Source organism: Paraburkholderia metrosideri, assembly GCF_904848625.1.
Lineage (GTDB): Bacteria > Pseudomonadota > Gammaproteobacteria > Burkholderiales > Burkholderiaceae > Paraburkholderia > Paraburkholderia metrosideri.
In genome coordinates, this window is the sequence record NZ_CAJHCP010000020.1 from 20,911 (window position 1) to 41,445 (window position 20,535).

15 protein-coding genes are annotated in these 20,535 nt (G+C 62.8%); 10 read left to right on the forward strand and 5 right to left on the reverse strand.

Features of this window, described 5'->3' with window-relative positions; genetic code table 11:
* Positions 1 to 93 precede the first annotated feature (93 nt).
* From LMG28727_RS31285 to LMG28727_RS31295, 3 genes are all read left to right on the forward strand, one after another.
* The gene (locus tag LMG28727_RS31285) at positions 94 to 2,529 is read left to right on the forward strand and encodes a 3-hydroxyacyl-CoA dehydrogenase/enoyl-CoA hydratase family protein (RefSeq protein ID WP_201646178.1); all 2,436 of its coding nucleotides are present in this window, start codon (positions 94 to 96) and stop codon (positions 2,527 to 2,529) included.
* A gap of 25 nt (positions 2,530 to 2,554) precedes the next feature.
* The gene (locus LMG28727_RS31290) at positions 2,555 to 3,754 is read left to right on the forward strand and encodes an acetyl-CoA C-acyltransferase (RefSeq protein WP_201646179.1); all 1,200 of its coding nucleotides are present in this window, start codon (positions 2,555 to 2,557) and stop codon (positions 3,752 to 3,754) included.
* 118 nt (positions 3,755 to 3,872) lie between these two features.
* Entirely contained in the window at positions 3,873 to 4,643 is a 771-nt protein-coding gene (locus tag LMG28727_RS31295; protein WP_201646180.1) for an enoyl-CoA hydratase, read from the forward strand.
* A 45-nt stretch (positions 4,644 to 4,688) separates the two neighbouring features.
* Here the strand turns inward: LMG28727_RS31295 and fdhD are convergent, their stop codons facing one another.
* Positions 4,689 to 5,528: a formate dehydrogenase accessory sulfurtransferase FdhD gene (fdhD, locus tag LMG28727_RS31300; protein ID WP_201646181.1), complete on the reverse strand. Its 840-nt coding sequence runs from the start codon at positions 5,526 to 5,528 to the stop codon at positions 4,689 to 4,691.
* A gap of 148 nt (positions 5,529 to 5,676) precedes the next feature.
* Here fdhD and LMG28727_RS31305 point away from each other — a divergent pair, with 148 nt between their 5' ends.
* From LMG28727_RS31305 to LMG28727_RS31315, 3 genes are all read left to right on the forward strand, one after another.
* A complete protein-coding gene (locus LMG28727_RS31305) occupies positions 5,677 to 6,153 on the forward strand; it encodes a nitrate reductase associated protein (protein ID WP_201646182.1) in 477 nt (158 codons plus the stop codon).
* A gap of 250 nt (positions 6,154 to 6,403) precedes the next feature.
* A complete protein-coding gene (locus LMG28727_RS31310; RefSeq protein WP_201646183.1) occupies positions 6,404 to 9,520 on the forward strand; it encodes a sensor domain-containing protein in 3,117 nt (1,038 codons plus the stop codon).
* Between the two features lie 106 nt (positions 9,521 to 9,626).
* Positions 9,627 to 10,856: a serine hydrolase domain-containing protein gene (locus LMG28727_RS31315; protein ID WP_201646184.1), complete on the forward strand. Its 1,230-nt coding sequence runs from the start codon at positions 9,627 to 9,629 to the stop codon at positions 10,854 to 10,856.
* A 94-nt stretch (positions 10,857 to 10,950) separates the two neighbouring features.
* Here LMG28727_RS31315 and LMG28727_RS31320 read toward each other — a convergent pair whose 3' ends face one another.
* Positions 10,951 to 11,565: a glutathione S-transferase gene (locus LMG28727_RS31320; RefSeq protein WP_201646185.1), complete on the reverse strand. Its 615-nt coding sequence runs from the start codon at positions 11,563 to 11,565 to the stop codon at positions 10,951 to 10,953.
* Between the two features lie 160 nt (positions 11,566 to 11,725).
* Between LMG28727_RS31320 and LMG28727_RS31325 the strand changes: the two genes are divergently transcribed.
* Both LMG28727_RS31325 and LMG28727_RS31330 read left to right on the forward strand, forming a co-directional pair.
* Positions 11,726 to 12,667: a LysR substrate-binding domain-containing protein gene (locus LMG28727_RS31325; RefSeq protein WP_201646186.1), complete on the forward strand. Its 942-nt coding sequence runs from the start codon at positions 11,726 to 11,728 to the stop codon at positions 12,665 to 12,667.
* A gap of 211 nt (positions 12,668 to 12,878) precedes the next feature.
* Entirely contained in the window at positions 12,879 to 13,214 is a 336-nt protein-coding gene (locus LMG28727_RS31330; protein ID WP_201646187.1) for a DUF4148 domain-containing protein, read from the forward strand.
* Positions 13,215 to 13,395: 181 nt separating this feature from the next.
* Here LMG28727_RS31330 and LMG28727_RS31335 read toward each other — a convergent pair whose 3' ends face one another.
* A complete protein-coding gene (locus LMG28727_RS31335; RefSeq protein ID WP_201646188.1) occupies positions 13,396 to 13,788 on the reverse strand; it encodes an acyl-CoA thioesterase in 393 nt (130 codons plus the stop codon).
* A gap of 304 nt (positions 13,789 to 14,092) precedes the next feature.
* Here LMG28727_RS31335 and LMG28727_RS31340 point away from each other — a divergent pair, with 304 nt between their 5' ends.
* Positions 14,093 to 15,979: an ABCB family ABC transporter ATP-binding protein/permease gene (locus LMG28727_RS31340; protein ID WP_201646189.1), complete on the forward strand. Its 1,887-nt coding sequence runs from the start codon at positions 14,093 to 14,095 to the stop codon at positions 15,977 to 15,979.
* 98 nt (positions 15,980 to 16,077) lie between these two features.
* On the opposite strand, the gene murU is transcribed toward LMG28727_RS31340, so the two are convergent.
* Both murU and LMG28727_RS31350 read right to left on the reverse strand, forming a co-directional pair.
* Complete coding sequence (gene murU, locus LMG28727_RS31345; RefSeq protein WP_201646190.1) at positions 16,078 to 16,791, reverse strand: N-acetylmuramate alpha-1-phosphate uridylyltransferase MurU; 714 nt, start codon at positions 16,789 to 16,791, stop codon at positions 16,078 to 16,080.
* Positions 16,792 to 16,794: 3 nt separating this feature from the next.
* Positions 16,795 to 17,874 (reverse strand): aminoglycoside phosphotransferase family protein, encoded by a 1,080-nt coding sequence (locus tag LMG28727_RS31350; protein ID WP_201646191.1) that lies wholly within the window; start codon positions 17,872 to 17,874, stop codon positions 16,795 to 16,797.
* A 223-nt stretch (positions 17,875 to 18,097) separates the two neighbouring features.
* On the opposite strand from LMG28727_RS31350, the gene LMG28727_RS31355 reads away from it, so the two are divergent.
* Positions 18,098 to 20,470: an LPS-assembly protein LptD gene (locus LMG28727_RS31355; protein ID WP_201646192.1), complete on the forward strand. Its 2,373-nt coding sequence runs from the start codon at positions 18,098 to 18,100 to the stop codon at positions 20,468 to 20,470.
* Positions 20,471 to 20,535 lie beyond the last annotated feature (65 nt).

Genomic DNA, 20,535 nt, shown 5'->3' on the forward strand with positions numbered 1-20,535 from the left:
TGGTTTCGACCAGCCTCGAAATCAGCCTCAAGCCACACATCGCGAAGCGTCAACAAGCTTCGCGACATCCGCATAACTCCCCGGAGGAACGACGTGAGCAATCTGATCATTCGCAAGGTAGCCGTGCTCGGCGCCGGCGTGATGGGCGCGCAGATCGCCGCGCACCTGATCAACGCCAAGGTGCCCGTGCTGCTGTTCGATCTGCCCGCCAAAGAAGGCCCGAAGAACGCGATTGCGCTGAAGGCGATCGAGAATCTGAAGAAGTTGTCGCCCGCGCCGTTCGGCGTGAAGGACGACGCGCAATACATCCAGCCCGCCAATTACGACGACGACATCGCGAAGCTCGCCGAGTGCGATGTCGTGATCGAAGCGATCGCCGAACGGATGGACTGGAAGCACGACCTGTACAAGAAGGTCGCGCCGCACCTCGGACCGAACGCGATTTTCGCGACCAACACGTCGGGTCTGTCGATCACGGCGCTGTCCGAAGGTTTCCCGGATGAACTGAAGGCGCGCTTCTGCGGCGTGCACTTCTTCAATCCGCCGCGCTACATGCACCTGGTCGAACTGATCCCGACCGCGACGACACGTCCCGAGATTCTCGATCAGCTCGAATCGTTCCTGACGAGCGTGGTCGGCAAGGGCGTCGTGCGTGCAAAAGACACGCCGAACTTTATCGCCAACCGCGTCGGTATTTTTTCGATCCTCGCCGTCATTACCGAAGCCGCGAAGTTCGGCCTGCGTTTCGACGAAGTGGACGACCTGACCGGCTCGCGCCTCGGTCGCGCGAAATCGGCGACGTTCCGTACCGCCGACGTGGTCGGTCTCGACACGATGGCGCACGTCATCAAGACGATGCAGGACACGCTGAAGGACGACCCGTTCTTCCCGGTCTACGAAACGCCGGCCGTGCTGGCCGAACTGGTGAAGAAGGGCGCGCTCGGTCAGAAGACCGGTGGCGGCTTCTACAAGAAGGAAGGCAAGGCGATCAAGGTGCTCGACCCGAAGACGGGCGAGTACGTCGATGGCGGCGCGAAGGCGGACGAACTGGTTGGCCGCATTCTGAAACGCCCGGCGGCGGAACGTCTGAAGCTGCTGCGCGAATCGGAGCATCCGCAGGCGCAGTTCCTGTGGGCGATTTTCCGCGACGTGTATCACTACATCGGCGTGCATCTGGAATCGATCGCGGACAACGCACGTGACGTCGATCTGGCAATTCGCTGGGGCTTCGGCTGGAACGAAGGTCCGTTCGAAGGATGGCAGACGGCAGGCTGGAAGCAGGTTGCGGAATGGGTGCAGGAAGACATCGCCGCGGGCAAGGCGTTGTCGAACGTGCCGCTGCCGTCGTGGGTGCTCGAAGGCGTGGTCGCCGAAAAGGGCGGTGTGCATACGAACGAAGGTTCGTGGTCGCCGGCTTCGAAGACGTTCGTGCCGCGTTCGTCGCTGTCCGTCTACGACAAACAGGTGTTTCGTGCACCGCTGGTCGGCGAGACTTCGGCTGATCCGAAGACCTACGGCAAGACGCTGTTCGAAACCGACGCCGTGCGTGCATGGGTCGATGACCGCGCCGGCGAGAACGACGTGCTGATCGTGTCGTTCAAAAGCAAGATGAATACGATCGGACCGTCGGTGATCGACGGTCTGACGCAAGCGATCGAACTGGCCGAGAAAGACTACAAGGGCCTCGTCGTGTGGCAGCCGACGTCGCTGAAACTCGGTACGCCTGGCGGCCCGTTCTCGGCAGGCGCGAATCTCGAAGAAGCGATGCCCGCGTTCATGATGGGCGGCGCGAAGGGTATCGAGCCGTTCGTGAAGAAGTTCCAGCAGGGCATGCTGCGCGTGAAGTACGCGAGCGTGCCGGTGATCTCGGCGGTGTCGGGCATTGCGCTCGGCGGCGGCTGCGAGCTGGCGCTGCATAGCGCGAAGCGGGTCGCGCACATCGAAAGCTATATGGGCCTCGTCGAAGTCGGCGTGGGTCTGGTGCCGGCTGGCGGCGGTCTGAAGGAAGCGGCATTGCGCGCAGCGGAAGCCGCGACGCAAGTCGGCGCGACGACCGATCTGCTGAAGTTCGTGCAGAAGTCGTTTGAGAATGCGGCGATGGCGAAGGTGTCCGCTTCCGCGCTCGACGCTCGCACGATGGGCTACCTGAAGCCGTCCGACACGATCGTGTTCAACGTGTTCGAACTGCTCGACGTCGCGAAGAAGGAAGCGCGCGCGCTGACCGCGGCGGGTTATCGTCCGCCGCTGCGCGTGACGCAGGTGCCGGTGGCAGGCCGTTCGGCGATCTCGACGATCAAGGCGTCGCTCGTGAACATGCGCGACGGCCGCTTTATCAGCGAGCACGATTACCTGATCGCCGGCCGCATCGCGGAAGCGGTGTGCGGTGGCGATGTGGAAGCGGGCAGCCTCGTCGATGAAGAATGGCTGCTGCAACTGGAGCGTCGTGCGTTCGTCGATCTGCTGGGTACGCAGAAGACGCAGGAACGGATCATGGGCATGCTGCAGACCGGCAAGCCGGTACGTAACTAAGCGCGAGCCGACAAAGGAGCCACAAATGGCAAAGCAATTGCAAGACGCATACATCGTCGCCGCGAGCCGTACGCCAATCGGCAAGGCGCCGCGCGGGATGTTCAAGAACACGCGACCCGACGAACTGCTGGTCCACGCGATCAGATCGGCCGTCGCACAAGTGCCGGGCCTCGACACCAAAGTGATCGAAGACGCGATCATCGGCTGCGCGATTCCGGAAGCCGAACAAGGGCTGAACGTCGCGCGGATGGGCGCGCTGCTCGCCGGTCTGCCGAACACGGTCGGCGGTGTCACGGTCAACCGCTTCTGCGCATCGGGCCTCACCGCGCTGGCGATGGCCGCTGACCGCATCCGCGTCGGCGAATCGGACGCGATGATCGCAGGCGGCTGTGAATCGATGAGCATGGTGCCGATGATGGGCAACAAGCCGTCGCTGTCGCCGCATATCTTCGATCGCAACGAAGACGTCGGCATCGCGTACGGCATGGGCCTGACCGCCGAGAAAGTCGCCGAGCGCTGGAAGATCAGCCGCGAAGCGCAAGACGCGTTCGCGGTCGAATCGCACCGTCGCGCGATCGCCGCGCAGCAGAACGGCGAGTTCAACGACGAAATCGCCGCGTACACGATCACCGAACGCTTCCCCGACCTCGCCACCGGCGAAGTCCGCGTGAAGACGCGCGAAGTGTCGCTCGACGAAGGCCCGCGCGCGGAAACGACGCTCGAAGGTCTCGCGAAGCTGCGCGCAGTGTTCGCGAACAAGGGCTCGGTGACGGCAGGCAACAGCTCGCAGACGTCGGACGGCGCGGGCGCATTGATCGTCGTATCGGAAAAGATGTTGAAGGAATTCAACCTCACACCGCTGGCGCGTTTCGTCAGCTTCGCGGTGCGTGGCGTGCCGCCGGAAATCATGGGCATCGGCCCGAAGGAAGCGATTCCGGCCGCGCTGAAGGCCGCAGGTCTGAAGCAGGACGACCTCGACTGGATCGAACTGAACGAAGCCTTCGCCGCGCAATCGCTGGCGGTGATTCAGGACCTCGGTCTCGATCCGTCGAAGATCAACCCGCTCGGCGGCGCGATCGCTCTCGGCCATCCGCTCGGCGCGACGGGCGCGATTCGTGCGTCGACCGTGGTGCACGGCCTGCGTCGCCGTAACTACAAGTACGGCATGGTGACCATGTGCGTCGGCACGGGCATGGGTGCGGCGGGCATTATCGAGCGCCTGTAATTGTTCGCCCCAGGTTCTCGCCGTAACGAGTGACGAACCCGAAGAACGGTTCGCAGGCTGCCAGGCTTGCGAACCGTTTTTACATTTGCATCAGCAGGACTACGAGGAGATGACGGAGATGACGATGGATATCCTGGTCGAGCGCGCCGACGGCGTGCTGACGATTGCCTTCAACCGGCCCGGCAAGAAAAACGCGATCACGGCCGCGATGTATCAGACGATGGCCGACGCGATGGTCGAAGCGCACGGCGACGCATCGGTGCGCGCGATCCTGATTCGTGGCAGCGCGGGTATTTTCAGCGCAGGTAACGATCTCGAAGATTTCATGAAGACGCCGCCGATGGGCGAGAACGCGCCGGTGTTCCAGTTCCTGCGCGCGCTGGTGTCGGCGGAAAAGCCGGTGGTGGCGTCGGTCGCGGGACCGGCGGTGGGCATCGGCACGACGCTGCTGCTGCATTGCGATCTCGTTTACGCGGGCGACAACGCGAGCTTCTCGCTGCCGTTCACGCAGCTTGGGCTGTGTCCCGAAGCTGCGTCGAGTCTGCTGTTGCAGCGCGTGGGCGGTTATCAGGCGGCGGCGGAAAAATTGCTGCTCGGCGAAGCTTTCGATGCGGCAGAAGCGCAGCGTATGGGCTTCGTGAATCGCGTGCTGCCGGCGGGTGAGGTCGACGCGTTTGCTGCTGCGCAGGCCGCCAAACTGGCGGCGTTGCCGGCGTCGTCATTGCGCGTGACGAAGAGCCTGATGAAGCGCGCGAGCCACCAGGAATTGCAGACGCAGATGTCGGAAGAAGCCGTGCATTTCGGCAAGATGCTGCTCGCGCCGGAAGCGCGCGAGGCGTTCAAGGCGTTCTTCGAGAAGCGCAAGCCGGATTTCCGGCAATTCGATTGACTGGCTGCGGCAGAACGTGCGGTTGTGCTTCGGACGCCTCGCCATTCAACGCTGCGCCGGCTGCAACGTATCGTAGTCGACGTAGCTACTTTCGCGGCAGAAGCTCACCAGCCGCACGCCCGCCTTGCGGGCAATCGTAATCGCCAGCGACGACGGTGCCGAGATCGTCGCGACCATCGGCACGTCGACGCGCGCGGCCTTGCGCACCAGTTCATAGCTCGCGCGGCTCGACAGAAACACGAAACCGTCGCGCGTATCCGCGCGATCGAGCACGAGTTGACCGATCAACTTGTCGAGCGCGTTGTGCCTGCCGACGTCCTCGAACGCATAGTGGATCGCGCCTGCCGCGTCGCACCATGCGGCTGCGTGCAGGCCGCCGGTCAGTTTGGTCAGCGCCTGATGAGCGGGCAATTCGCGCGCGGCACGGGCAATCGCGTCCGGTGCGAGCCGCTGCAAAAAGCCGGTGTCCGCCACCCGCTCCGGCTTTAGATCGAGCAGGTCGATACTTTCGATCCCGCAGACGCCGCAGCCCGTGCGCCCGGCAAGCGCGCGGCGCTTTTCCTTCAACGCGACGAAGGCCTGCTGTACCACCTGCAATTGCACTTCGGCGTGCGGCAATTCCGCATCGTCGTGTAATTCGACTTCGATATCCTGAATGTCGCTGCCGCGATCCACGATTCCTTCCGAGATCGCGAACCCCACCGCGAACGCTTCCAGATCGCGCGGCGTGCACATCATCACCGCATGCGAAATGCCGTTGAAGACGAGCGCGACCGGCCATTCCTGGCCGACGTGATCTGCGACGGTTTCGACCGCTGCGCCGCGATGCCGGTGCACCTGGCGCTCAACGGCGCCGGGTTGTCCGGCTGTGTCCAGTTCGTTCAATGCGTGACTCCTTGGCGATGCTGGGTGCGCGTGGCGATTTCCGGTGCTGGCTGGCAGCGCCAAAACCGGGCCGCCGTCGCGCGAATAAGGTTCTAAAATACCTCAAGCTGGGCTTGCACGCTGCCCGCCATCTACGAGGAACACGGTCATGGGACTCAACGAAGCGCCGCTTCTGTTCAACTTCGAGGTCGAGTCTTCGGAGAATTTCACCTACATCCCCATGTCGGTACGCTTTAATCTCGACCGTTTCGGGCTGCGTATCACGCTTGCACAATGGCAACTGCTGCCGCTCGAAGACCGAAAATTACTAGCCCGTTTCCCCGTCGACGAAGACGCGCAGATCGAACCGAACTTCGATCACGCGCTGTTCGAAATGCTGCGCACGCATGCGAATGTCGAACCGGAGTGGTTCACGCCGGAAGAGTCGCCGGTGTGGCGTCGTACCGACAGCGTGCCGGAAGGGGTCGCGCGTCAGGCGGAACTGGCGGGTCTGGTGACGCCGAGCGTCGGCCGCTGGGCCGAGCTGGAGCCGTTCAAGCGCTATGTGCTGGCCAAACTGTCGCGCAAGCCGGAGGCCAACCACGACTTCGTCCCGGCAATGAAGGAGTTTGACGCAGCCGGGTAGCGTCGGCGAACAACTCTGCAGAGCGCACTGCACAACGCGCATCGAGCGCAAACGTTTTCGCTGAAAGCGGGCCTCCAACCGCACCGCACAACGCGTCGCGCGCAATCATTTATTTCACCTCCGCACCCTCAATCCTGTCCGAACCCTGCCGTTATTCATGGGTTGGCGCGTAAAGGCCTCGAATCGATGCGGCCTGCCGCGCCGAACCGATACGCGCTCCCGCACTCGGAACGATTGACGTTCGGAACCCATGACTCCTTTTTTATCGAAGCGGCTGCTGATCAACATAGCGGTCGTCGTCGCTGCTGTCGGTGCGAACGCGTTCGTCGCCTACACGCAGATTTGCGGTCAACGCGACGCCGACCTGCGCATGTTGCGGTCAACGAGTGCGCGCGAGGACCTCGACGCCTATCATGCGGCGCTCGATGACGGGCTTGCCGCCCTCAGCCGCTTCGAAGCGTCGGACCGGTCCGCACCGATCAGCGCGGCCTCCGCGATGGCCTCGAAGCTGGCCAGTCTGGAGCGCAATCTGCGCGAGAATCTGGGCGACGAACCCGCCACCCTCAACGCACTGGCCGCGCTGAGCAAGGACAGTCACGCACTGGAACATGACATCGAAGACGCGTTGCTGAGAGATCCCAGTGTCGGTATGCAGGCGTCGCACGCGTGGGCGTCGTCGACTTACACGCATCTCAGTCTCGGACTCGATCGCGTCGAGGCCGCGCTGGCCGCGCTGCGCAACGAGGAAAGTCGCGCGCTGCAGGCGTCGCTGTCGGCGTCGGCGAGGGAAACGCAGCGCGCCATGGTCGTGCTGATCGTGACGATGCTGGCGGGCAGCGTGCTGCTGATCCTGACCTTCGGCGCGCGCGAGCGGAGCGCGCGTGAAAAGCTGCGTACGGTGCGCGCGCTCGGCCGCAACGACCAGCGGTTTCGCGGGCTGTTCGCCGATCACCCGGTGCCGATGTATATCTTCGACCGCGAGACGTTGCGCTTTCTTGCCGTGAACGCCGCTGCGATTCAGCAATACGGTTATTCGGAGAGCGAATTCCTCAACATGACGATTCGCGCGATTCGCTCGCATGGCGAAATCGCGCGTCTCGAATCGCATCTGCAACGCAGCGACGCGATCGGCCATGGCCGCACGATGGCAGGCATCTGGCATCACAAGCGCAAGGACGGCTCGTCGATCAGCGTCGACGTGTCGTATCACGCGCTCGATTTCATTGGCCGCGCCGCGCTGTTCGTGCTGGCCGTCGACGTCACCGATCAGATCAACGCCGAAGCCGAAGCGCAGCGTTCGAACCAGATGCTCGAAGCGGTGATCGACAATATTCCGCAGCGCATTTTCTGGAAGGACGAGGAGTCGCGCTATCTCGGCTGCAACATGGCTTTTGCGCGGGATGCGGGACTGGCGTATCCCGAACAGGTGGTCGGCAAAAGCGATGCCGAGCTGCCATGGCGCGCGTTCGCCGAGATGCTGAACAAGCACGACAAGGAGGTCATGAACACCTCCATGCCGAAGATGAATTTCGAAGTCGACTTCGTGATCGATGGCGTGCACCGCACCACGATCACCAGCAAGCTGCCATTCACCGACGGCGATGGCCGCGTGATCGGCGTACTCGGCTCGTACACGGACATCACCGAGCGCAAGCGCGCCGATCTCGCGTTGCGCCTGCAAAGCCGCGCGCTCGACGCCAGCGTCAACGCGATTCTGATTACCGCGCCGTCTCCAACCGGCAATCTGATCGAGTATGTGAACCCGGCGTTCATGCGTATCACCGGCTACGACCCGGCCGAAGTGATCGGCCACGATTGCCGCGTGTTGCAGCGTGACGACCGCGAACAGGAAGGGGTCGCGCTGATCCGCCAGGCGTTGGCGGCGAACCGCGAAGTGAGCGCGGTGGTGCGCAACTATCGCAAGGACGGCGCGTTGTTCTGGAATCAGTTGTTCATCGCGCCCGTGCCGAATGCGGAGGGTGTGATCACGCATCATATCGGCGTGATCAATGACGTGACTGACCTGATGCGTTATCAGGAGCAACTCGAATATCAGGCGAACTACGACAGCCTCACGCGCCTGCCGAACCGCAACCTGCTGCGCGACCGGCTGGAGCATGCGCTGGTCGTTGCGCAACGGCATCACTCGGGCGTAGCGGTCGTGTTTCTCGATCTGGACGGCTTCAAGAACGTCAACGACAGCCTGGGTCATAGCGTCGGCGATCGTCTGCTGGCGGTGGTCGCCGAGCGGCTGGCGCGCTGTTCCCGTACCAGCGATACGGTCGCGCGTCACGGCGGCGACGAGTTCGTGATCGTGATGACCGATACCGTCGACGAACAATCGCTGATTGCGTGGATGGAGCGGGTGCGCGCGTCGATCGCCGAACCGGTGTGGCTCGACGGCACCGAGCTTTACGTCGGCTGCAGCATGGGCGCGAGCCTGTTCCCGCAGGACGGCGACGACGCCGAAACGCTGATGAAGAAGGCCGACCTCGCGATGTATCGCGCGAAGGACATGGGCCGCAATACGTTCCAGTTCTATCAGCCGGAGATGAACGCCAGCGCAGGCGCGCGGCTGAATCTCGAACGGCGTTTGCGCCGCGCGTTGCGCGATAACGAATTCCTGCTGCATTACCAGCCGCAAGTGGATATGACGACGGGACAGATTGTCGGCACCGAGGCGCTGGTGCGCTGGCTCGACCCGGAAGTCGGGCTGGTGCCGCCGTCGTCATTTATTCCGATGGCGGAGGAGAGCGGGCTGATCGGGCCGCTGTCCGAATGGGTGCTGCGCGAGGCGTGCCGGCAGAACAAGGCCTGGCAGGATGAAGGCTTGCCGCCGGCGCGGGTGTCGGTGAATCTGTCGGCGCGGGTGTTCCAGCAACGCGATATCGCCAGACTCGTGATGCAGGTGCTCGACGAAACCGGGCTCGAACCGAAGTACCTCGAACTCGAATTGACCGAAAGCACGATCATGCGCAACGCCGAAGAGGCGGTGTCGATGCTCAACGAGTTGCACGCGCTGGGTATCGGCCTTGCCATCGATGACTTCGGCACCGGCTATTCGAGCCTCAGCTATCTGAAGCGCTTCCCGGTCGACCGGTTGAAAATCGACCGCTCGTTTGTGTCGGACATCGGCGTGTCGGGGGATGACGAGACGATCACGTCGGCGATCATCGCGCTCGCGCATTCGCTGAAGTTGCAGGTGATCGCGGAGGGCGTGGAAACGTCCGCGCAGCTCGCGTTCCTGAAGGAGCGTGCGTGCGATGAAATGCAAGGCTTCTACTTCGCGCGGCCGTTGTCGACGCAGGCTATTGCTCAGTTGATGCAGGACGGCGTGGGACGGGAGTTGGAGGCGGAGCCGGCCTGATTCACGGGCAGCGCCGTACTTCGGCGCACCCGTGCCAGTTTTTCTTCGCGCGCCGGGCCCGTATGATGGCGGCACCCGCCCTCTCATTCCTGCCGATGGAGCCGCCATGCCGTCTTCACCTATCCCGCCTGCTTCTGCCTCTGCTTCCGCCTCCGCCACTCCGGCCGCGCCACTGTCGTCGCGCGTCGATGCGGTGATCGACGCTGCGCTGGCTTCGCAGCGGCTCGTCGGCTGTGTCGTGCTGATCGCACAGCACGGCGAGCCGGTGTATCGCCGCGCGGCGGGTCTCGCCGATCGTGAGCACCGGCAGCCGATGCGCGAAGACACGCTGTTCCGTCTCGCGTCGATTTCGAAGCCGGTGGTATCGACAGCCGCGATGGTGCTGGTCGGGCAAAAGCGTCTCGGACTCGATGACGCGGTCACCCGCTATCTGCCCGAATTCACGCCCGAGGGGCCGGACGGCATGCCGGCGCCGATCACCGTACGGCATTTGCTGACGCATACGGCGGGTCTCGGCTACCGCTTTCTCGAAGCGGACGGGCACGGTCCTTATGCACGCGCCGGCGTGTCCGACGGCATGGACCACCCGGATATCACGCTCGCTGAAAACGTGCGCCGGATCGCCAGTGTGCCGTTGATGTTCGCGCCGGGTACCGGATGGCTTTACTCGTTGTCGATCGACGTGCTGGGCGCGGTGATCGAAAGCGTGACGGGTATGCCACTCGATCAGGCGGTGCGCGAACTCGTGACTGCGCCGTTAGAGATGAACGATTCCGCTTTTCACGCGCTCGATGCGTCGCGCCTCGCCACGCCTTATGTGAACGCGCCCCCTCACGCGCCGCACCGGATGCGGGACCATGAGCGTGTCGCATCGATCGAAGGGGTGGTCGGGATCGATTTCGAGCCGGCGCGTGCGTTGGACGCGCAGGCGTTTCCATCGGGCGGCGCGGGCATGGTGGGGTCCGCCGATGACGTGCTGAAGCTACTCGACACGCTGCGCCAGGGCGGCGGCAAGTTGCTGGCGAGTGAGCTGGTCGACGAGATGGGCCGCATTCAGACCGGCGAGATGGGACCGCCGGATCCTCCGGGCTTCAGCTTCGGTCTGGGTTTCGCGGTGTTGCGCGACCCGCTCGCGGCGGCGTCGCCGCAATCGCCCGGCACCTGGCGCTGGGGCGGTGCCTATGGACATTCGTGGTTTGTCGATCGCGCTCGCGGATTGAGCGTCGTGGCGTTGACCAATACGCTTTACGAGGGGATGTCCGGCGATTTTGTGTTTGCGTTGCGCGACGCGATTTATGGCGTGGATCACGTGCCCGTTGGCGACGCGGCGCAGTGATGAGCGAACCCGCCGCGGATCGGACCGGCGCGTAACCGTTGCCGCGAGGTTCCGCGATGTAGCTTCAACGCGCCGTACCGAAATGCAGCCTCACTCACTGCGCCGGGGTCTCCACAAAGACCGGCAACGCCTCCGCCGCCGCGGAAAACGCCTGTAAATGCGGATGCCCGGCCGGGCTGACGATCTCCGGCAACATCATCTGCGTGAAATGCCACGCCACCGCTACCGTGACGTCCGCCGCGTCGAACTGTTCAGCGTCGACCGGCAGCGCGGACGCGGCCACCTCGCGTTCGAGTTCGCCGTAAGCGGCGAGCAATTGCGTGCGCACGCGTTCGACCCACGGCTCGTGCTGCTTCTCGGCAGGACGCAGATTGCGCTCATACACGATCTGCACCGTCTTCTCGCATGCGGCCAGCGCCAGGCCGTTCAGGCGGGCGGTGCGCAACGCATCGTCGGGGCGGCTGGGAAACAGGCGCTGCGCCGGCCCGGCGAGCGTTGCCAGGTACTGAAGAATCACCGTCGAATCCATCACGCAGCAGCCGTTGTCGGCGATCAGCGTGGGCGCCTTGACGACGGGGTTGATCTTCGCGAACTGGTCGTAGGTGCTGAACACCGAGATCGAGTCATGCTCGACATCGAGTTTCAGCAATTTGGCGCAGATAGCGACCCGCCGAACGTACGGCGAATCGAGCATTCCGATCAGTTTCATGTTCATTCCGTTAGAAGTTCTATCATCATCCGCGCGGGCCTGACGCAGCGTGGCGATTGCCCAACCGGCATCCATTCTCGCGCGTTCAGCCGATAGATTAAGCATCTCCGCGCGTCAAAAAAAGCGACAATTACCGACGAGCTACGTCAGAATTTCTTACATGAAGCCGATTCCACCCCTTACCGCACTCCGCTGCTTCGAAGCCGTCGCCCGTTTGGGCGGCGTGACGCAGGCGGCGCGCGAGCTGCATGTCACGCACTCGGCGGTCAGCCAGCAGATCAAAGTGCTCGAAGACGTCATGGGTGTTGCGCTGTTCGTGCGCGAGGCGCGCGGGCTGCGGCTGACCGAGGAAGGGCGGCTTTACGCGCTCGACATACGCGCGGCGCTGCGCGACATCACGCATGCCACGCGTCGCGCGCAGGCGCGTCCGCATGAAAGCGAACTGGTGATCTCCACGTTGCCGTCGTTCGCGCAGCACTGGCTCGTGCCGCGTCTCGCGAGCTTTCGCGAAGCGCATCCGTACTATCGGGTTCGTCTGCTGACCAGTCTGCAAGTCGAGGATTTTCGTCAGGGTGTCGCCGATATCGGCATTCGCATGGGACAGGGCCACTGGCCCGACGTCGCGCAACAAAAGCTGTTCGACGACGAGATGGTGGTCGTCGCCGCTCCCCATTTTTCGCTTGGACCAGATGGCCGTCTTCCCGTTACCGCTGAAGACGTGCTGGCCTGTCCGCTGATTTCCAGCCCCGATACGCCGTGGGCCGACTGGTGCAAGGCAGCGCAAGTCGCGGAGCCGGCGGCACAAAGCGTGGTGTTGTCGGCAAACGACTCGAATATCGTGATCAGCGCAGTCCGATTGGGCCAGGGCGTCGCACTTGAACGGCGCAGCCTGGTCGCGCACGCGTTGGCGCAACGGGAACTGGTGCAGATTACCGGCATCCGCGTGCCGTATCGGTATCCGTACTGGCTCGTGTGGCAGCAACGCGAAATTCTCAACGCCCGCCAGGCCCATTTTGCGCAGTGGATCGAAGCGCAAGTCGATGTCTATTTGCGCGGCAACGGTGCTGCACAAGGTTATCCGGCGTCCGTTCGGAGCGCCTGATTGGCGTTCGGCGCAACGTAAAAGCGATTTGCGTGTGAATTTCAGTCGTATATATTCGTGGTTCCCATTTCAGAGTTGCTGGGAACCACGAAGTACCGATTCAAGCAGCGCTCCGCCCGTCCGTTCGTCCGCTCGAGTGTCGTTTTCGCTGCTCATACCCGGTCCCGGGCGTTGCGTTGTCGACTATTCGCCAATCCGACTGGAGAAAACAATGACGTCTTCACCTGCAAAGAAACTGGCTGTTTTGTTGACATCGGTTGTACTGAGCGTGGCGGCCGCCGCGCCAGCGTTCGCACAAAGCGGCGGCGGTGGAGGAGGGCCGGCCGGAGAGAATTCCGACTCGGCGAAGGCGGACACCGGCGCGAAGTCGCACACCACGAAAGCGCAGCGCAAGGCCGCGCACAAAGAGGCACGGGCGAAGAAGAACGCGGAGTTGAAGAATCTGGAAGCGCACGGCTATAACCCCGCGCGCAACGATCCGAACTATCCGAACGATATCCAGAATGCGCAGAAGAAGGCAGGGATTGGTGCCGCGGCGAGTCAGTAAGCGGTAGCGAAGCTGGAGCGGTCCGGCCCGCTTGTGGGGCCTTGTGAGGCCTGCATTTGAGGCCTGCTTTTGCGGCCTGCTAATGCAGATTGCAACGCATGAAACAGAACGAGGCGCGACAGCGCCTCGTTCTGTTTGTGCTTCAGCAGCGGTAGCGTGTTGAAGACTTAAGCGTTTCGATTTAATCCAGCACCGGCAATGCGCGCGGGCGACGGTCGCTGTCGGTCGCGACATAGGTGAGGATCGCCTCGGTGACTTTCACGACCTCTTCGGTCAGGCTCATGCGCTGCGCGTAGACCTCGACCGAGACTGTCACCGACGTATTGCCGGTCTTGACGATATCCGCGTAAAAGCTCAGCAGATCGCCGACGAACACCGGCTGCTTGAACACGAACGAATTGACCGCGATGGTCGCCACCCGCCCGTTCGCACGACGGCTTGCCGGGATCGAGCCGGCAATATCCACCTGCGCCATGATCCAGCCGCCGAATACATCGCCGTGGACATTCGCGTCCGACGGTTGCGGTACGACACGCAGTGCGCAGTGCTTTTGCGGGAGTTGAAGATCGGTCATCGGGGGAACCCTTGAAAACGTGATTGGCTCGGTCGGCTCGACCGGCAGGCGGGGACTTCACGACAACTGTACCTGGTCACGGACAACCCGGCGGTACAAGGCGGCCGCGCAGCCAAGGCTGCGGCCAGCGGCCGGACAGCCCATCAAAAGCGGCGCCAGCCAGCTTCTGCGACAATAGAAAGATCAGGAATTGTACGGGAAAGCGCCCAGCCAGGTCGCGCGACAAAGCAGTGTGCCGGTTGGCACGCGAGGGTCGGCGCACCGCTGCGAACTCCGGCATTTCCACTTTCCCCAGCCTATCCCCATGCGCCGCTCGTCTTCGTCCGAACTCTCCCCTGTTTCCACCCAGCCTCGCAACGACTGGCAGACGATTCTGTCACTGCTGCCCTATCTCGCCACGTACAAATGGCGCGTCGGCTTCGCGCTGACCTGCCTGATCGGCGCGAAGGTCGCCAATCTCGGCGTGCCGATCGTGATGAAGCGGATTGTCGACGGCCTCGCGTCGGTGCGGCATCTCACGGCGCTCGGCCGTGCGCACGATGCGCCGGGTATCGTGCTGCTGGGCGGCATCGGTTTGATGGTGGTCGCGTATGCAGTGGTGCGCCTGTCCACGTCGCTCTTTACCGAACTGCGCGAAATCCTGTTTTCGAAAGTAACGGAAAGCGCGGTGCGTCAACTGGCGCTGAAGGTGTTTCGCCATCTGCATGCGCTGTCGTTGCGGTTTCATCTCGAACGGCAAACCGGCGGCATGTCGCGCGATATTGAACGCGGCACGCGTGGCATCACACAACTCATTTCGTATTCGCTATATAGCATTCTGCCGACGCTGGTCGAAGTCGGTCTCGTGCTCGGCTTTTTCGTCGTCAAATACGAGGCGTACTACGCGATCGTCACGTTTATCGCGCTGGCGGTGTACATCGTTTTCACGGTGAAGGTCACCGAGTGGCGCACGCATTTTCGTCGCACGATGAACGATCTCGATTCAAAGGCGAATTCGCGTGCAATCGATTCGCTGCTCAACTACGAGACCGTCAAATACTTCGGCAATGAAGAGTGGGAAGCGAGCCGCTACGACGAAAATCTCAAGCGCTATCGCACCGCGGCGATCAAGTCGCAGCGTTCGCTGTCGGCGCTGAACTTCGGACAGCAGGCGATTATCGGCACGGGGCTCGTGTTCATTCTGTGGCGCGCGACGCAAGGTGTGATGGCCGGGCGGCTCACGCTCGGCGACCTGGTGCTGATCAACACGTTCATGTTGCAGCTTTATATTCCGCTGAATTTCCTTGGCGTCGTGTATCGCGAGTTGAAGCAGAGTCTGACCGACATGGATCGGATGTTCACGTTGCTCGGCGCCGCGCAGGAAGTGCCCGATCTCGAGAATGCGTCGGCGTTGCAGGTGAGCGGTGCGCAAGTGCGTTTCGAGCACGTCAATTTCTCGTACGAACCCGCGCGGCAGATTCTGCACGACGTGAGCTTTACGATTCCGGCGGGTACGACCACTGCCGTTGTCGGTCACAGCGGCTCGGGTAAATCGACGCTCGCGCGGCTGATGTTCCGCTTCTACGATCTGGATCGCGCGAACGGTGGCGCGATTACGATCGACGGTCAGGATATTCGCGACGTCACGCAGGATTCGCTGCGCGCGTCGATTGGCATCGTGCCGCAGGACACCGTGCTGTTCAACGATTCGATCTACTACAACATCGCGTACGGCCGGCCGTCGGCGACACGCGACGAAGTGATTGCGGCGGCGCGCGCCGCACATATTCACGAGTTCATCGAAGGATTGCCGAAGGGGTATGAAACGCCGGTCGGCGAGCGCGGTTTGAAATTGTCCGGTGGCGAGAAGCAGCGTGTAGCAATTGCGCGAACCATACTCAAGAATCCGCCGATCCTGCTCTTCGACGAAGCCACCTCCGCACTCGACTCGCGTTCCGAGCGCGCGATCCAGCACGAACTCGATCAGATCGCGCGCGAACGCACGACGTTGATCATCGCGCACCGGTTGTCGACCGTGGTACACGCGCAGCAGATCATCGTGATGGACAAGGGGCGGATTGTCGAACGCGGCACGCATGCCGAGTTGCTGCGCGCGAACGGACTGTTCGCGCAGATGTGGGCGTTGCAGCAGCGCGCGGCAGAGGTGCCGGAGTCGATGGAAGCGGTGGATGCGGGGGAGGGTGGGCACTAAGCGAGCGCGATGCGACGCGACGTGCTTGCCGGCAGGCGCGTGAGGTAGCGGCGGCAACATGCCCTCGGGCTGTCGCGCGCGAGCGAGGGCTTTCGCGCTCAGCGCGCCTTCAACTGCTGATCCAACGCCTGCAATTGCGCCGGCGTCCCGACGTTCTCCCACGAGCCCTCGTACAACTCCCCGCTCGCCAGTCCGCGCCCGATCGTGTCACGGTAATACGGCGACAGCGCGCGACGTGTGCCGCGCGGCAGAGCGTGGAACATGCGTGTGTCGTAAAGCCCGATGCTGCCGAAGGTCAAACGCGGTCGGGCATCAAGAGACAGCACGCCGTCGACCAGACCGAAGTCGCCAGCCGGATGAAACACCGGATTCGGCACCATCACCAGATGCATGCCCGGCTCTGCAAGCGTCTGCAATCTGTCGGCATGCGCATGCAGCGTGGCGTAATCGAAATCGGCGTACACGTCGCCCGCGACCGCGAGAAATACTTCGCTCTCGCCGTTATCTTCCAGCAGCGGCAGCGCCTGCACGATACCGCCCGCTGTCTCCAATGCGTCATGCTCAGCCGAGTAACGCAACTCGACCTGCCAGCGTGAGCCATCGCCCAGCGTCGCCTCGATCTTTTCGCCGAGCCACGCGTGGTTGATCACAATGGTCTGAAAACCGGCCTGCGCGAGCCGTTCGATCTGCCACACGATCAGCGGCTTGCCGCCGGCTTCGAGCAAAGGCTTCGGGCACGCGTCGGTCAATGGACGCATCCGTTCGCCGCGGCCCGCGGCGAAAATCATCGCTTTCTTCACAGACATCGTCATCGGTCAGAACGTGTAGCCGACTTCATTCGCGCGGCCTTCGAGTTCGTCGAGCAGTTTCGCGAACGGGCGCAGCGGTGCGTAGCGTTCAGCCACCTTGCGCGCATAGCCGATGAAACGCGGCAGATCGTTCATGTAGTGAGGCTTGCCGTCGCGGTAGTTGATCCGGCAGAACAGGCCGAGCACCTTGATGTGCCGTTGCAGCCCCATCCATTCGAGCTGGCGGTAGAACTCGCCGAAATCGGGATCGACCGGCAAGCCGGCTTTTTTCGCGCGTTCCCAGTAGTACACGAAGCAGTCCAGTTCGAACTCTTCGTCCCAACCGATGAACGCATCGCGCAGCAGCGACGCGACGTCATAGGTGATCGGGCCGTAAACCGCGTCCTGAAAGTCGAGCACGCCGGGATTCAGCGGATTCGGCTGCGGGGCGACCATCAGATTGCGCGGCATGAAATCGCGCAGCATGAACACTTGCGGCTGCGTGCGGGCGCTCGCGATCAGCAGCGCGAACGTGCGATCGAGCAGCCCGCGGGTCTTTTCGTCGACCTCGCGGCCCAGATGCCGGCTGATGAACCATTCCGGCAGCAACTCCATCTCGCGGCGCAGGAACGCTTCGTCGAATTCGGGCAGCACGCCTTCGCGCGACGTGAGCTGCCAGCGGATCAGCGCGTCGAGTGCATCGCGCATCAGCGTGCGGGCACGGCGCGGATCGTCGCCGTTCTGCGCTTGCGTCAGTGCGCCGAGGTACGAAGCCGTACCCAGATCGGTCACGAGCATCAGTCCGGCGTCGAAATCGACCTCCAGAATTCGCGGCACGTGCACGCCCGCTGCGTTGAGCAATTGGGCGACCTGCACAAATTCGCGGCACTTTTCGGGCGGCGGGGCATCGACGGCGATCAGCGAGCCGGTGTTTTCGCCTTCCACCACCTTACCGGCGACACGGAAATAGCGCCGGAAACTGGCGTCGGATGAAGCGGGGGCAAGCGTGTCGAGTTCGAGTGAATAGCGCGCTGCATGGCCTTGCAGCCAGGTCTTGAGCAGTTGCAGGCGGGAGTCGGGAGTGTCTTGGGAGGGTGGCAGCGTCATGTAAACCGGCGGCAAATTCTTAGGGGCAACGTCTTGCCATATAATACCCCACGACTTTTTTGACGCGACTCACGCTGGCTTTTCGCGTGTTCCGCTTCACCGCCCGCCTCATCGTTCGACAGATTGTAAATATGGATGTGCAGCCGACTGTCACGGTCGGGATGTGCAGGCGGTGGATCGTGACTGCAAAAGCTGACGGACGGGCCGATTCGCCAAACGATACATGCCGCCTAGACAGCTTTCCCAAACGACTCCCTCCTGTGCGGCCGCGCCGCGCAAAAGGCGGCTCGTCGCGGCGTTGATCGCCGTTCCGGGCCTGATGCCTGCGCTTGCTCACGCCCAACTGGTGGGGGAAGCCGCGCAGCCGCAATCTATCTACGCGCCCTGGGGCATGCGGCTCGCGCCGCAGCTCGAGGACCATCTGTTGCAACCCGGCCAGTCGCCGGCCACGTTCGTGCTCGGCGACGCCGCCAGCGGCACGATCGACCAGGACCTGGCGGCCAAGGGTTCAGCCGAGGTGCGCCGCAATACGACCGTGATCAAGGCCGACGCGCTGCACTACGATCAGGACACGGACATGGCCGATGCCTACGGCAACGTCCACGTGATCAACAGCGGCAACACCTTCATCGGCCCCGACGCGCATCTGCGGGTGGATTCGACCGAAGGCTTCATGACTTCGCCGAAGTACCACTTCACGTTGACGGGCGGCTCGGGCAGCGCGCAGCGCGTCGACCTGCTCGACGCGGAGCGCTCGGTGTTCACGAAGGGCACCTACACGGCCTGCTCGTGCGAGGACAACCCGGCCTGGTACATCAAGGGCAGCGAATTCGATTTCGACACCGGCGCGGACGAAGGCGTCGCGTACAACAGCGTGCTGTTCTTCCAGGGCGTGCCGGTGTTCGCGTCGCCGTGGCTGTCGTTCCCGCTGTCGGGCGAGCGGCGCAGCGGGCTGTTGCCGCCCACGTTCTCGCTGAGTTCGACCAACGGCTTCGAACTGTCGGTGCCGTATTACTTCAACATCGCGCCGAACCGCGATCTGACGCTCACGCCGCGTCTGATCTCCAAGCGCGGTGTGCAGTTGCAGACTTCGTTCCGCTATCTGTCGCCCACGTATTCGGGCTCGATCACCGGCGAATTCCTGCCTGACGATCACCTGACGCACACCAACCGTTACGCGCTGTACATCCAGCACAACCAGAATTTCGGTAACGGGTTCGCAGGTTACGTCTACTACAACAAGGTTTCGGACAACCAGTATCCGGAAGACCTGTCGTCGTCGGTCAACCAGTTCATGAACGGCACCCAGCTCCTGTATCAACAGGAAGCCGGGTTGACCTATAACAACGGCCCGTGGTCGGTGCTCGCTCGCGAACAGCACTGGCAGACGCTGACGCCGTCGGTCGCGCCATATGGCCGCGAGCCGCAGTTGAACGTGAAGTACGCGAAGTACAACGTCGGTGGATTCGACTTCGGCGCGGAAGCCGACTACACGAACTTCCGCATCACGACCGAGGACCTGTCGGAAGGCCAGCGGGTCGTATTCAACCCGTACCTGTCGTATTCGGTGGTCGGGCCGGGGTACTTCGTCACGCCGAAGGTGCAGTGGCACTTCGCGTCGTACAACCTGAACAACATCGGCACCGATCTGAACGGCGTGCCCAACGCGCAGAAGAACTTCACCGAGTCGATTCCGACGCTGAGCTTCGACACGGGCCTGACCTTCGAGCGCTCGGTGCGGATTTTCGGCGCGGACTATATCCAGACGCTGGAGCCGCGCCTGTACTACGTGTACACGCCGTACCGCAATCAGGAAAACGCGCCGCTGTTCGACACGGCCGACTCCGACTTCGGTCTGGCGGAGATTTTCACGCCGAACACGTTTGTCGGTAATGACCGGATCGCCGACGCGAACCGCCTGACCGCGGGTATCACCACGCGCTTCATCAACGCGGCCACCGGCGATGAGCGGGCGCGTTTCGTAATTGCGCAGCAGTACTATTTCCAGGACCAGCGCGTCACGCTGGAGCCGGGCCAGACCAGTACGCAGGCGACCCATTCGGACCTGATTGCAGGCGCGTCGGTCAAGCTCGGGGCCGGTTTCGCTTCGGAAACGGCGTTCCAATATAATGCCGACAACAACGAGTTGATCAAGACGAGCGTTGGCTTCGGCTTCAGTCCGGCCACCGGCAAGGTGATTAACGTCGGGTATCGCTACACCCGCGCGAACACCACGCTGGACAACGAGCCGATCAACCAGATACTGGTGTCGGGCCAATGGCCGCTCAGCCACCGGGTGTACGGCGTTGCACGGTTCAACTACGACCTGGGCGGGCACCGGATCGTCGACGGCCTGATCGGCATGCAGTACGACGCCGATTGCTGGACGCTCGGCGCGGGGATCCAGCGCTACGCAAACGGGCTGAACACGTCGGGGCAGAATCAGTCGAGCACGCGGTTCCTCGCGCAGTTGACGTTCAAGGGCTTGTCGAGCGTCGACAACGGACTGATGACCGCGTTCCGCAATGGCGTGGCGGGCTACACGCCGTTGCCGCCGCCGCCTCCGCCGGAATCACGTTTCACCAATTACGAATGACGAATGACGCTGCGCGATCATTCATGGCATGCGAAAAGACGGGCCAGGCGCGCCCGACATCATTG